The organism is Streptomyces sp. NPDC020884, from assembly GCF_044333935.1.
Lineage (GTDB): Bacteria > Actinomycetota > Actinomycetes > Streptomycetales > Streptomycetaceae > Streptomyces.
This window is the reverse complement of sequence record NZ_JBIRRY010000002.1, coordinates 477,017-490,208: the sequence shown is the minus strand read 5'-3', so window position 1 is coordinate 490,208 and position 13,192 is coordinate 477,017. Positions and strand designations below refer to the sequence as shown.

Here is a 13,192-nt window from a genome sequence, read left to right as displayed (position 1 = left end):
GGGGGGTGGCCGGCGTTAATCTCTCTTTCGCCGCCACCCCGGGGGGGGGGGGGGCGGGGCCCCCCCCGGGGGTTTCAAAACGGCATTCCCGGGGGGGGGGCCCCCCCCCGGGGGCCCCGCCCCTCCTGTCATGCCGTCGACGAGTGCACCGTGCGCACCAGGGAACCCCTGCGTCACAGAAGCCTCTTCCATCCATCACGGCGATCTCTTAGTCTCACATCCTGTTCACATGTGGTAATTGATGATCTCGCAACAGAGGTCAGGCGCGGGGGTAGTGAAGTATGAGTGAAAACTGGCGCTCGAAGCTGAGTGTTCTCGCCGGGGCGTCGGCACTCGCCCTCTCGGCCGTCACCGCGACGCCGGCGCTGGCCGACGACGCGCCGGTGAGCCCCCAGGAGGTGCAGATGCCGGCGGACCTGAGGATCGTCGAAGGCGTCGCCCCGGCGCCCGGGACCACGGTCCCCTCCCCGGCGGAATCGGCAGGGGAGACGGAGCCGGCCGGGTCGGCCGAAGCGGTGGCGGCGGCCAAGGCCGCCTCGCCGTCCAACACCTGCCTCGGTTCGACCTCCGTCTACGGCTCCAGCGGGTGCTTCCAGCACAACGGAGACATCGTCTGGGCGGGCGACACGAAGAAGGACGGCATGTCCGCGGCCGTCGGCGTCTACACCGACTACGGCCGCGCCGAGGAGGTCTGCGTCAACAAGCTCGGTGTGAACACCTGGGCGACCTGCAACAAGGACTACCGCGAGAACGGGAAGGTACGCCTCCGCGTCCTGCGCTACGACGGCGACACCGGCAAGTTCTACCAGCCCGAGACCTGGTCCGGCTGGATCCCGGTCGACGGAAAGTACTGATCCGCCCGCTTCCGGGGCGAGCCGGCAAAGACGGCACCGGACCGGTCGACAGCGGCGAACCGACTCACTTGGCCTGGACGAGAAGCACACTCGGGGGTGGCACGACGACGCCCGTTTTCTACGCGACAGCTTCCTGGCCTTCGACGAGGGGAGCCAGGCCGTCGAGGAGTGCCTTGAGCCCGGATTCGAAGAGCGCGTCGAGACGCAGGTCATAGCCGTCGTCGAAGGCTCCGACCACCTTGGCGAAGGTGGGGAAGCGGCCTGATTCCGCCAGTTCCTGCAGGGCTTGGGCTCGGCTGTCCATCCACTGGTCCTCAGATTGGCCTGTGGAGGCTTCCGCCTGCGCCTCCCACTCCAGGTGCACTGCCAGGCCCTGAACGTGGCTGTAGATCAGTACGTGAATGTCGAACAGGGTGGTGGGGTCGAGGCCGTGGCAGTCGAGGGCACTCAGCATCCATTCGCCGTGGGCCATCAGATTGGGCACGAGCAACGGGCGGGTGAGGGAACCGAGCTGGGCCAGCCACGGGTGCCTGCGGTACAGGGTCCACAGGGTTCGAGCGCCCAGCTCGATGCGGGAGCGCCATCCTTCGGGTGCGTCGGCGGGGTAGGTCTCCTCGCCGAACGCGGCGTCTGCTACGAGCAGGACGAGGTCGTCCTTGCTGGGGACGTACCGGTAGGGGGACATGGCGGCTACGCCGAGCCGAGCCGCGACGCCGCGCATGGAGAGCGCTGACAGCCCTTCCGTATCGGCGATGTCGATGGCTGTGCGGACGATCCGGTCGAGGGTCAGCTCCTGCTCGGCAGGTGGGGCGGGTGGCGCGTGCCTGCGGGGCGGCGTGACGGGGACGGCTCCGGCGACGACGGTGCCGATCCGGGGGCGGGTCTCGACAAGGCCCTCGAAGCGCAGGGTGGTCAGGGCCTTGGTGGCGGTGGCGAGCGCAACACCCCATTCCCTGGCGATCTGACGGGTCGAGGGAACCGGGTCCCCGGGGCCCAGTTCACCGTCGATGATGCGTCGGCGTACCTCGGCGACTATCCGCTGGTAGGGCGGCTGAACGGATGCACCTGTGGGCTTCGTCACGTCCTGCCACCTTTCCGGCCTGTACTAGTGCAGAAGGTAGCAGCAGGGAACGCCGAATGGAGGCTGGCTGCCCTAGTACAGAGGGCTTTTTGGCCAGTTGAAGGCCCTGCGCGTACATCGTACGTTCAGTGCGCGTACAGCGTACTGAAGGAGTTTCCCATGCAGACTGTTCTCATCTCCGGCGGCGGAATCGCCGGGCCGGTGCTCGCCTACTGGCTCTGCCGCCACGGCTTCGGGGTCACCGTCGTCGAACGCGCCCCGAGTCCGCGCCCCGGCGGCCAGGCCGTGGACGTCCGTGGTGTCGCGCTCGACGTCGCCGAGCGAATGGGCCTACTGGAACAGGCACGACGCGTGCGCACCCGGATGCGTGGCATGTCGATCCTCGACCCCGAGGGCCGGGAGGTCGATCGCTCCACCGAGGCGACCTTCAGCAGCGGCCGGCTCGACAGCGACGACATCGAGTTGCTGCGCGAGGACCTGGTGCGGATGTTGCACGAACACACGCGCGCAGACGTCGAGTACCTCTTCGGTGACAGCGTCACCGCGCTCGATGAGCACGAGACCGGCGTGCGCGTCGACTTCGCCCACGGAGCGTCCCGCGGCTTCGACCTGGTGATCGGGGCCGACGGCCTGCACTCGACCGTACGACGCCTGGCCTTCGGCCCCGAGGACCGCTTCGCCCATCACCTGGGCAGTTACCTCTCCGTGTTCAGCGCGGACAACTTCCTCGCACTGGACGACTGGCAGGTGTGGCTACGGGATGGCGACGCGGGCTTCGGCATCATGCCCGTGCGCGACAACACCGAGCTCAGGATCGCCTTCGGCTTCCAGTCCGCGCCTCTGGCCCACGATCTTCGCGGCGGCACCGCCCTTCGGGAACTCGTCGCCGACAAGCTCGCTTCCCTGAGATGGGAAGGGCCCCGCCTGGCTGAGGCCGCCCGGAACGCGCCCGATTTCTACTGCGATGCCATCGCCCACATCCGGATGGACCACTGGTCGCGCGGCAGGGTGGCCCTGCTCGGAGACGCCGGCTATTGCCCTTCCCCGCTCTCGGGGCAAGGCACCAGCTTGGCCCTCGTGGGTGCTCACGTGCTGGCTGACTGCCTCGCCCAGGCGCACGGCGATCACCGCGCCGCGTACTCCCGCTACGAGCAGCGGATGCGTCCCTTCGTCACCCTCAACCAAGCCCTGGCCACCGAGAATCCCGGCGGACCCGCCTCCGAGGCATCCCTCACGCAGGCCAAGAACGCCCTGTCACTGGACAGGTGAACCCGCGCGGACGTGAGTTCAGGGCAAACGCGGCGCACAGTGCCTGGTCGGAGAGCTGACACCGCTCATCGCGCGCGGACCTTCAGGCCGGTGCTGTTCTGGAACGAACAAAAAAGGCGCTGACCCGCATTTCTGCTGGTCAGCGCCTTGATCCGGAGTGCCCCCGGCAGGATTCGAACCTGCGCACCCGGCTCCGGAGGCCGATGCTCTATCCCCTGAGCTACGGGGGCGTATCGCGGTGTTGCTCTGCGACGGGTGAAACACTACCAGCTCCCACCGTGTGTCCGTGAACAGGTATTCCGCCGTGCCGCGACCCCCGTTCTCCTCGCCGGGAGGGCGGTGAGGGCGGGGTCCACCCGTCCGGGGCGGAAGTGGACAAAACCCGGACGCGGCCCCTCCGGCCGACCTACTCTCGAAGAGTGTCAGGGGCGTACGGCCGCGTGCTTGTTGTCGACGACAACAAGGTCATCCGGCAGCTGATCAGGGTCAATCTCGAGCTGGAGGGCTTCGAGGTCGTGACCGCGGCCGATGGTGTCGAGTGCCTGGACCTGGTCGAGCGGGTCCGCCCCGACGCGATCACCCTCGACGTGGTGATGCCCCGGATGGACGGTCTGGAGACCGCCACCCGCCTGCGCTCCGATCCCCGGACCCGCCGCCTCCCCATCGCCGTCATCAGCGCCTGTACGCCCTACGAGGTCGACGCGGGCGTGGCGGCCGGGGTCGACGCGTTCCTGGCGAAGCCGTTCGAGCCGAGCGAGCTGGTGCGGATCATGCGCCGGCTGGTGACCGGGGAGGAAGCACCCTCGGTGGACGGGCGGCGCGGCGCCGGGCGGGCGGGGAGCGCCGCCGGCTGACCGGGCGGCGAAACCGGGGCGGCGCATTCGGGTCCGGCTGACCGGATGGCGAAACAGGGTCGCGAAGTGCCCCCCTCTCTCACCTACGCTTGACCCGTGACCCCCGCCGACCTCTCCTCGACCGTGCTGCACGCCGTGCGCCGCGCGGTCGCCGAGGATGCGTTGCCCGCGCCCGTGCCCGCGCGCGTGCGGGTGGAGAGGACACGGCCCGGCGGCAGCGGTGACTACGCCTGCGCCGTCGCGCTCCAGCTCGCCGGACCCGCGGCGCTGCCCGCCCTGGAGGTCGCGCGCATCCTGCGGGAACGCGTCGCCGCCGAGCCCGGCATCGGGCGGGTCGAGATCACCGGACCGGGGTTCCTGAGCTTCACCCTCGACACCCCGGCCGAGAGCGACCGGGCCGTGCTCGACGCCGTACGGCACCAGGGCATCGCGTACGGGCACGGGGACGCGCTCCGGGACGAGATCCTCCAGTTCCACCACGCGCGGGAGGTGCGCGCCGCCGTCACCGCGCATGCCGTGCGCCGGCTCGTCATCGCCCAGGGCGCCCGGGTCCGGACCAGCTGCGAGGAGGCGGCCGACCCGGACTGGGCCCGCCTCGGCGTCACCGTCGACGCGCACGGGACGCCCCCCGTGCCGCTCACCGGGATCCGGCCCGTCCCCGCCGGGGCCACCGCGGCGGAGCTGCTGGAGCGGCTCGGCCCCGACGCGGCCCGCTGGGGGCTGCTGCGGCCCGCCGGGCACGACCGCGCCGCCCTCGGCCCCGAACTGCTCGTCCAGGGCGAGGCCAACCCGCTCTTCCTGGTCCGTCACGCCCATGCCAGGGCCCGCGCCCTCACCCGCGGGGCCGCACTCCTCGGCTTCACCGCCGAGCCCGCCGCGCCCACCGGGGCCGCCACGCCGCCCGCGTACGAAGGCGGCGCCCGCCCCCTCCTCGACCTCATCGCCGACCACCCCGGCATCCTGCTCGCCGGGGCCCGTCACCGTGCGCCCGACCGGGTCGCCCGGCAGCTGGAAGCCGTCGCGCACGCGTTCTTCGACTTCCACGACTCCTGCCCGTCCCTGCCCGCCGGTGACGAGAAACCCTCGGCCGCCCACCGTGCCCGGCTCGCCCTCGCCGAAGCCGCCGGGACGGTGCTGGCAGGCGGCCTGTCCCTGCTCGGCATCCGTGCGCCCGAACACCTCTGACGCGATTCAGAAGCGACCCGAAAGAACCATCACGATGAGCCGCTCCGCACACCCCGCAGGACCCCGCCACGCCGACGTCCTCACCGAGGGCCACTACTCCGCGCCCGCCGCCGACCTCAACGTCCTGGACGAGAAGGTCTGGTCGCGTACCGTCACCCGCGACGCCGACGGCGCGCTCACCGTCGGCGGGATCGCCGTCGCCCGGCTCGCGGAGGAGTTCGGCACCCCCGCGTACTTCCTCGACGAGAGCGACTTCCGGGCCCGCTGCCGCGCCTGGTCCGACGCCTTCGGTCCGGACGCCGACGTCTTCTACGCCGGAAAGGCCTTCCTCTCCCGCGCCGTGGTGCGCTGGCTCCAGGAGGAGGGGCTGAACCTGGACGTCTGTTCCGGTGGGGAGCTGGCCACGGCCCTCGACGCGGGCATGCCCGCCGAGCGCATCGCCTTCCACGGCAACAACAAGACCGTCGCGGAGCTCGAGCGGGCCGTCGAGGCGGGGGTCGGGCGGATCGTGCTCGACTCCTTTCAGGAGATCGTCCGCGTCGCCCACATCGCCCAGCGCCGGGGCGTCCGCCAGCGCGTGCAGATCCGCGTCACCGTCGGCGTCGAGGCCCACACCCACGAGTTCATCGCCACCGCGCACGAGGACCAGAAGTTCGGGATCGCGCTCGCCGGCGGGCAGGCCGCCGAGGCGGTGCGCCGCGCGCTCACCCTCGACGGGCTCGAACTCATCGGCGTCCACTCGCACATCGGCTCGCAGATCTTCGACATGGCCGGCTTCGAGGTCTCCGCCCGGCGCGTGGTGCAGCTGCTCGCCGAGATCCGCGACGAGCACGGCGTCGAACTGCCCGAGATCGACCTCGGCGGCGGCCTCGGCATCGCGTACACCTCCGAGGACGACCCCCGCGAGCCGCACGAGATCGCCAAGGCGCTCAGCGACATCGTCACCCGCGAGTGCGAGTCCGCGAAGCTGCGCACCCCCCGGATCTCCGTCGAGCCGGGCCGCGCCATCGTCGGACCCACCGCGTTCACGCTGTACGAGGTCGGCACGATCAAGCCCCTGGAGGGGCTGCGGACGTACGTCAGCGTCGACGGCGGCATGTCGGACAACATCCGCACCGCGCTGTACGACGCCGAATACAGCGTCGCGCTCGTCTCGCGCACCTCGGACGCCGAGCCGATGCTCGTCCGGGTCGTCGGCAAGCACTGCGAGAGCGGTGACATCGTGGTCAAGGACGCTTTCCTGCCCGCCGACCTGGCGCCCGGCGACCTGATCGCCGTCCCCGCCACCGGCGCGTACTGCCGTTCCATGGCGAGCAACTACAACCACGCGCTGCGCCCGCCGGTGGTCGCGGTGCGCGACGGAGAGGCACGCGTCATCGTCCGGCGCGAGACGGAGGAAGATCTCCTGCGTCTCGATGTCGGCTGATGAAATAGTCGTCTCAGGATCCGGACGGGGGTCAGAATCCCCCGTCCGGTGAGTGAGACTGGTCCACACATGAGCATGACCCTCCGGCGATGGGAGGGTGGGAGAAGGAGCGGGGCTGGGTGCGTGCCCGGCACCGCGGCGCCGCCCCCGTCGCCGGAGGGTCTAGGTATGAGAAACGAGGTCGGATGATGCGTACGCGTCCGCTGAAGGTGGCGCTGCTGGGCTGTGGAGTGGTCGGCTCAGAGGTGGCGCGCATCATGACGACGCACGCCGACGACCTCGCGGCGCGCATCGGCGCGCCCGTCGAGCTCGCCGGCGTCGCCGTCCGCCGGCCCTCGAAGGTGCGTGAGGGCATCGACCCCGCACTGATCACCACCGACGCCACCGCGCTCGTGCAGCGCGGCGACATCGACGTCGTCATCGAGGTCATCGGGGGCATCGAGCCGGCCCGCGCGCTCATCACCACCGCCTTCGAGAACGGCGCGAGCGTCGTCTCCGCGAACAAGGCGCTGCTCGCCGAGGACGGTGCGGCCCTGCACGCCGCCGCCGAGAAGTACGGCCGTGACCTCTACTACGAGGCCGCCGTCGCCGGAGCCATCCCGCTGGTGCGGCCGCTGCGCGAGTCGCTCGCCGGCGACAAGGTCAACCGGGTGCTCGGCATCGTCAACGGCACGACCAACTTCATCCTCGACAAGATGGACACCAGCGGCGCCGGCTACTCCGAGGCGCTCGACGAGGCCACCGCCCTCGGGTACGCCGAGGCCGACCCGACCGCCGACGTCGAGGGCTTCGACGCCGCGGCGAAGGCCGCGATCCTCGCCGGGATCGCCTTCCACACGCGGGTGAAGATCGGCGACGTGCACCGCGAGGGCATCACCGAGGTCACCGCATCCGACATCGCCTCCGCCCGCCGGATGGGCTGCACGGTCAAGCTGCTGGCCATCTGCGAGCGCGCCGCCGACGGGCAGTCCGTGACCGCCCGCGTGCACCCCGCGATGATCCCGCTCAGCCATCCGCTGGCCTCGGTCCGCGAGGCGTACAACGCGGTCTTCATCGAGGCCGACGCCGCCGGGCAGCTGATGTTCTACGGGCCCGGCGCCGGCGGCTCGCCGACCGCCTCCGCGGTCCTCGGCGACCTCGTCGCGGTCTGCCGCAACAAACTGGGCGAGGCCACCGGCCCTGGCGAGTCCGCCTACACCCGCCTGCCGGTCAGCCCCATGGGCGAGGTCGTCACGCGGTACCACATCAGCCTCGACGTGGCCGACAAGCCGGGCGTCCTCGCCCAGGTGGCGACGGTCTTCGCCGAGCAGGGCGTATCCATCGACACGGTGCGCCAGCAGGGACGTCCAGACGGAGGCGGCGAGGCATCCCTCGTCGTCGTCACCCACCGCGCGCCCGACGCCGCCCTCTCCGGGACCGTCGAAGCGCTGCGCAAGCTCGACACCGTGCGCGGTGTCGCCAGCATCATGCGTGTTGAAGGGGAGTAAAGGACCCATGACCAGCAAGGGCACCCACCAGTGGCGCGGCATCATCGAGGAGTACCGGGACCGGCTTCCGGTCACGAGCACGACGCCCGTCGTCACGCTTCGTGAGGGCGGTACGCCGCTCGTTCCGGCGCAGGTCCTCTCCGAGCGCACGGGCTGCGAGGTGCACCTCAAGGTCGAGGGCGCCAACCCCACCGGTTCGTTCAAGGACCGCGGCATGACCATGGCCATCACCCGGGCCAAGGAGGAGGGCGCGAAGGCCGTCATCTGCGCCTCCACCGGCAACACCTCGGCCTCCGCCGCGGCGTACGCGGTGCGCGCGGGCATGGTCTGCGCCGTCCTCGTACCGCAGGGCAAGATCGCGCTCGGCAAGATGGGCCAGGCGCTCGTGCACGGCGCCAAGATCCTCCAGGTCGACGGCAACTTCGACGACTGCCTGACCCTGGCCCGCTCGCTCTCGGACAACTATCCGGTGGCGCTGGTCAATTCGGTCAACCCGGTCCGCATCGAGGGCCAGAAGACCGCCGCGTTCGAGATCGTCGACGCGCTCGGCGACGCCCCCGACATCCATGTCCTGCCGGTCGGCAACGCGGGCAACATCACCGCGTACTGGAAGGGATACACCGAGTACGCCGGCGACGGGGTCTCGACCCGCTCCCCGCGCATGTGGGGCTTCCAGGCCTCGGGCTCCGCGCCCATCGTGCGCGGCGAGGTCGTCAAGGACCCGTCCACCATCGCCACCGCGATCCGCATCGGCAACCCGGCCTCCTGGAACTACGCACTCGCCGCACGCGACGAGTCGGGCGGCTTCATCGACGAGGTGACGGACCGGCAGATCCTGTCCGCCTACCGGCTGTTGGCTTCCCAGGAGGGCGTCTTCGTGGAGCCCGCGTCGGCCGCGTCCGTCGCCGGTCTGCTCAAGGCCGCCGAGGAGGGCAAGGTCGACCCCGGCCAGCGGATCGTCTGCACGGTCACCGGAAACGGCCTCAAGGACCCCGACTGGGCCGTCGCGGGCGCACCGCAGCCGGTCACGGTCCCGGTCGACGCGGCCACCGCCGCGGAGAAGCTCGGACTCGTCTGACCCGCACGGTCGACCACGACAACCCAGCTCAACCGCCTTCTTTTCGGGGCGGAGAGCGCATAGGAGGCGGGCGACACGCATCGTGCGCCTCCTGTGCGCCCTATGTCGCGACAGAACCTTCCTTCGATAAGCTGTACCCCATCCGCCCGACATCCGCCCGACGGTCCGCCGCGCGGTGCGGCATACGTCGTGACGGCGAACGCGGGGCGGGCCACCGGATCCCCTACCGCCCGGTGCACACTCCGCACCGCCCCCATCCCCGCAGACCCCCGCCGCCGCAGAGCCACCCGCACTGCATCCCCACCGCCTTACAAGGAGTCGTCCGACCGATGGCCGGTCCCGCGTTCCGAGCCGCCGCCGTCAGGGTGCGCGTCCCCGCAACCAGCGCCAATCTGGGTCCGGGTTTCGACGCCCTGGGCCTCTCGCTGGGGCTGTACGACGACGTCGTCGTCCGGGTCGCCGACTCCGGGCTCCACATCGACATCGCAGGTGAGGGCAGTCAGACGCTGCCCCGCGACGAGAGCCACCTGCTCGTGCGCTCCCTGCGCACCGCGTTCGACCTGCTCGGCGGGCAGCCCCGCGGGCTGGAGATCGTCTGCGCCAACCGCATCCCGCACGGCCGCGGCCTCGGCTCCTCCTCCGCCGCCATCTGCGCCGGAATCGTCGCCGCCCGCGCCGTGACGACCGGCGGCGACGCCCGCCTCGACGACACGGCCCTGCTGGAGCTGGCCACCGAGATCGAGGGGCACCCCGACAACGTCGCGGCCTGTCTGCTCGGCGGGTTCACGCTCGCCTGGATGGACGGCGGAGCGGCCAGGGCGATCAGGATGGACCCCGCCGACTCCGTCGTTCCGGTGGTCTTCGTGCCCGGACGCCCGGTGCTCACGGAGACGGCGCGCGGCCTGCTCCCGCGCACCGTCCCGCACGTCGACGCGGCCCTCAACGCGGGCCGGGCGGCCCTGCTCGTCGAGGCCCTGACCCGCCGCCCCGAGCTGCTGCTCGCCGCGACCGAGGACCGGATCCACCAGGAGTACCGGGGCCCCGCGATGCCCGAGAGCGTCGAGCTGGTGCACCGGCTGCGCGCCGACGGCGTGCCCGCGGTCATCTCCGGTGCGGGGCCCACGGTCCTCGCGCTGACGGAGGCGGGATCGGCCGACAAGGTCGCCCGACTGGCCGGGGAGGGCTGGGCGGCGAACCGGCTGGCCCTGGACGCGACGGGCGCCGGCGTACTGCCGCTGGCCGCGTAACCGCATGTGATTACCGGTGAGCGAGAGGGGGAATGTTTGTTGGAGCCGGTAGTGTTAACCTCAAGTCTGCAACCGACGTCTTTGAGGCGCGTTGCTTCGTGTCCCCCTCCGGGACCACCATTCTTCCGGGAGCCTCCCCAACTGCCTGAGCAGCCTGCCTGAGCAGTTTCGAGCACGCTCCGGAACCGGCACGACACCCCTCGCTCGTCCAGGAGTGGGCCGAGCAGGGGGATCTCGCGCCGGACCCCGCACGTTCATCTCTCCGCCGTACCCGGCGGACCACCGCCCCGGCAAGGTCCGCGATCCAGCAAGATCAACAGACCGCAGTCGGACAGCACAACCGGTCGCCGAGCCAGAAGGCCGACGTCCGCTCCAGGGAAGGACCCTTCGTGAGCGACACCACCGATCTGATGGGCGTGACTGCCGACAAGAACGTCGACAGCGCCGCGCCCGCCGAAGGTGCTGCCACTGGCACCACCGCACGGCGCCGCCGCTCCGGCACCGGCCTCGAGGGCATGGTCCTGGCCGAGCTGCAGCAGGTCGCGTCCGGCCTCGGCATCAGGGGCACTGCGCGGATGCGCAAGAGCCAGCTGATCGAGGTCATCAAGGAGGCGCAGGCGGGTGGCGGATCCGCCGCCCCCAAGACCTCCTCCAAGCCCGCAGAGGCCCCCGCCGAGGCGGAGAGCAAGCCGAAGCGCCGCGCGACCTCCAAGGCGCGCACCGGGGACGAGGCCGCCGCTGCCGAGAAGGACGCGGCCCAGCAGCAGATCGACATCCCCGGTCAGCCGGCCAGCGACGAGCAGCCCGCGGGCGAGCGTCGCCGCCGCCGTGCGACCGCGCAGGCGGGCAGCCCCGACACCAAGACCGAGGCGAAGACCGAGGTCAAGGCCAAGGCGGAGCCCCAGGCCGAGCAGAAGTCCGAGGAGCGGGGCGAGCCCAAGGGCGACGCCAAGGCCGAGGCCGCCGCAGACACGGCCGAAGGCCGTCGTGGCGACCGCCGTGAGCGTGGCGACCGCGGTGAGCGTGGGGACCGGGGCGAGCGTCGCGAGCGTCAGCGCGACCGCCGGGGCAAGGGCGACGACCAGGGCCAGCAGGGCGGTGGCGGGCAGCGCCCGCAGCGCCAGGGCCAGGGGCAGAGCCAGGGCCAGGGCCAGCAGAACCGTGACAACGGTCCGCAGGACGACTTCGACGACGAGGCGGGCGGCCGTCGCGGCCGTCGTGGCCGCTACCGCGACCGCCGTGGCCGCCGTGGCCGCGACGACTTCGCCAGCGACGTGCAGGTGGCCGACGACGATGTGCTGATCCCCGTCGCGGGCATCCTGGACATCCTCGACAACTACGCGTTCATCCGTACCTCCGGCTACCTGCCGGGCCCGAACGACGTGTACGTCTCGCTCGCCCAGGTCCGCAAGAACGGCCTGCGCAAGGGCGACCACGTCACCGGCGCGGTGCGCCAGCCCAAGGACGGCGAGCGGCGCGAGAAGTTCAACGCGCTGGTCCGCCTCGACTCGGTCAACGGCATGGCGCCGGAATCCGGCCGCGGCCGCCCCGAGTTCCAGAAGCTGACCCCGCTCTACCCGCAGGACCGGCTCCGTCTGGAGACCGACTCCAACATCCTGACGACGCGGATCATCGACCTGGTGGCCCCGATCGGCAAGGGCCAGCGCGGGCTGATCGTGGCCCCGCCGAAGACCGGCAAGACCATGATCCTGCAGGCCATCGCCAACGCGATCACGGTCAACAGCCCCGAGTGCCACCTGATGGTCGTCCTGGTCGACGAGCGTCCGGAAGAGGTCACCGACATGCAGCGGTCGGTGAAGGGCGAGGTCATCTCCTCGACCTTCGACCGTCCCGCCGAGGACCACACCACCGTCGCCGAGCTGGCCATCGAGCGCGCCAAGCGTCTCGTGGAGCTGGGTCACGACGTGGTCGTCCTGCTCGACTCGATCACCCGCCTGGGCCGCGCGTACAACCTCGCGGCGCCGGCCTCCGGCCGCATCCTCTCCGGTGGTGTCGACTCGACCGCGCTGTACCCCCCGAAGCGCTTCTTCGGCGCCGCGCGCAACATCGAGGACGGCGGCTCGCTGACCATCCTGGCCACCGCGCTCGTCGAGACCGGCTCGCGCATGGACGAGGTGATCTTCGAGGAGTTCAAGGGCACCGGCAACATGGAGCTCAAGCTCGACCGGAAGCTCTCGGACAAGCGCATCTTCCCGGCGGTGGACGTCGACGCGTCCTCCACCCGTAAGGAAGAGATCCTGCTCGGCACCGACGAGCTGGCGGTCGTCTGGAAGCTGCGCCGGGTGCTCCACGCGCTCGACCAGCAGCAGGCGATCGAGCTCCTCCTGGACCGGATGAAGAAGACCCAGTCCAACGCGGAGTTCCTGCTCCAGATCCAGAAGACGACGCCGGGCAGCGGAAACAACGACTGACCGACCGCGCGTCGGGCCGGTCAGGTCTCCACGGACCCGGTCAGCTCTTCAAGGACTCCGCCCTCTCACTTCGGTGAGGGGCGGAGTCCTTTTTCGTCCCTTGTGGTTCCCTTTTCTTCTTCTTTTCTTTCTCCACACATTCCCCTTCTGTTGTTGCTCACGTAAAATCTGGGCCAGTTGAGGTGGGGGGCCATCGAGGCGGAACGGCAGAGGCGTGAGCCCTGCGGCGTTCCGCCCTGCGTCGCAGCCAGTTCGTGCACCCCCGCCGTTTCGCGACCG

Annotated in this window: 10 protein-coding genes and 1 tRNA gene; 9 read left to right on the top strand and 2 right to left on the bottom strand. The window is 70.9% G+C overall.

From position 1 onward, the window contains the following. The first annotated feature begins 281 nt into the window (after positions 1-281). Positions 282-854: a hypothetical protein gene (locus ACH4UK_RS08980; RefSeq protein ID WP_398355356.1), complete on the top strand. Its 573-nt coding sequence runs from the start codon at positions 282-284 to the stop codon at positions 852-854. 118 nt (positions 855-972) lie between these two features. Here the strand turns inward: ACH4UK_RS08980 and ACH4UK_RS08975 are convergent, their stop codons facing one another. Next, positions 973-1,935 (bottom strand): TetR/AcrR family transcriptional regulator C-terminal domain-containing protein, encoded by a 963-nt coding sequence (locus ACH4UK_RS08975; protein WP_398355355.1) that lies wholly within the window; start codon positions 1,933-1,935, stop codon positions 973-975. A 159-nt stretch (positions 1,936-2,094) separates the two neighbouring features. On the opposite strand from ACH4UK_RS08975, the gene ACH4UK_RS08970 reads away from it, so the two are divergent. Next, a complete protein-coding gene (locus ACH4UK_RS08970) occupies positions 2,095-3,204 on the top strand; it encodes an FAD-dependent monooxygenase (RefSeq protein WP_398355354.1) in 1,110 nt (369 codons plus the stop codon). A gap of 158 nt (positions 3,205-3,362) precedes the next feature. Here ACH4UK_RS08970 and ACH4UK_RS08965 read toward each other — a convergent pair. After that, a tRNA-Arg gene (locus tag ACH4UK_RS08965) sits at positions 3,363-3,434 on the bottom strand. A gap of 210 nt (positions 3,435-3,644) precedes the next feature. On the opposite strand from ACH4UK_RS08965, the gene ACH4UK_RS08960 reads away from it, so the two are divergent. From ACH4UK_RS08960 to rho, 7 genes are all read left to right on the top strand, one after another. Beyond that, complete coding sequence (locus ACH4UK_RS08960; RefSeq protein ID WP_398355353.1) at positions 3,645-4,058, top strand: response regulator; 414 nt, start codon at positions 3,645-3,647, stop codon at positions 4,056-4,058. A gap of 96 nt (positions 4,059-4,154) precedes the next feature. After that, positions 4,155-5,243, top strand: a complete 1,089-nt coding sequence (gene nrtL, locus ACH4UK_RS08955; RefSeq protein ID WP_398355352.1) for an ArgS-related anticodon-binding protein NrtL — start codon at positions 4,155-4,157, stop codon at positions 5,241-5,243. A 34-nt stretch (positions 5,244-5,277) separates the two neighbouring features. After that, on the top strand, positions 5,278-6,669 hold the full coding sequence (lysA, locus tag ACH4UK_RS08950; RefSeq protein WP_398355351.1) for a diaminopimelate decarboxylase: 1,392 nt from the start codon (positions 5,278-5,280) through the stop codon (positions 6,667-6,669). Between the two features lie 185 nt (positions 6,670-6,854). Further along, the gene (locus ACH4UK_RS08945) at positions 6,855-8,156 is read left to right on the top strand and encodes a homoserine dehydrogenase (protein WP_398355350.1); all 1,302 of its coding nucleotides are present in this window, start codon (positions 6,855-6,857) and stop codon (positions 8,154-8,156) included. A 7-nt stretch (positions 8,157-8,163) separates the two neighbouring features. Then, on the top strand, positions 8,164-9,234 hold the full coding sequence (gene thrC / locus ACH4UK_RS08940) for a threonine synthase (RefSeq protein ID WP_164616619.1): 1,071 nt from the start codon (positions 8,164-8,166) through the stop codon (positions 9,232-9,234). A gap of 329 nt (positions 9,235-9,563) precedes the next feature. Further along, positions 9,564-10,481: a homoserine kinase gene (thrB, locus tag ACH4UK_RS08935; protein WP_398355349.1), complete on the top strand. Its 918-nt coding sequence runs from the start codon at positions 9,564-9,566 to the stop codon at positions 10,479-10,481. Between the two features lie 389 nt (positions 10,482-10,870). After that, entirely contained in the window at positions 10,871-12,913 is a 2,043-nt protein-coding gene (gene rho / locus ACH4UK_RS08930) for a transcription termination factor Rho (RefSeq protein WP_398355348.1), read from the top strand. The last annotated feature ends 279 nt before the right edge of the window (positions 12,914-13,192 follow it).

Bases quoted from the DNA above. Each gene is read 5' to 3' on its own strand.
- thrC (WP_164616619.1), top strand. From the start codon at position 8,164: ATGACCAGCAAGGGCACCCACCAGTGGCGCGGCATCATCGAGGAGTAC.
- ACH4UK_RS08980 (WP_398355356.1), top strand. From the start codon at position 282: ATGAGTGAAAACTGGCGCTCGAAGCTGAGTGTTCTCGCCGGGGCGTCG.
- ACH4UK_RS08970 (WP_398355354.1), top strand. From the start codon at position 2,095: ATGCAGACTGTTCTCATCTCCGGCGGCGGAATCGCCGGGCCGGTGCTC.
- lysA (WP_398355351.1), top strand. From the start codon at position 5,278: ATGAGCCGCTCCGCACACCCCGCAGGACCCCGCCACGCCGACGTCCTC.
- ACH4UK_RS08945 (WP_398355350.1), top strand. From the start codon at position 6,855: ATGATGCGTACGCGTCCGCTGAAGGTGGCGCTGCTGGGCTGTGGAGTG.
- thrB (WP_398355349.1), top strand. From the start codon at position 9,564: ATGGCCGGTCCCGCGTTCCGAGCCGCCGCCGTCAGGGTGCGCGTCCCC.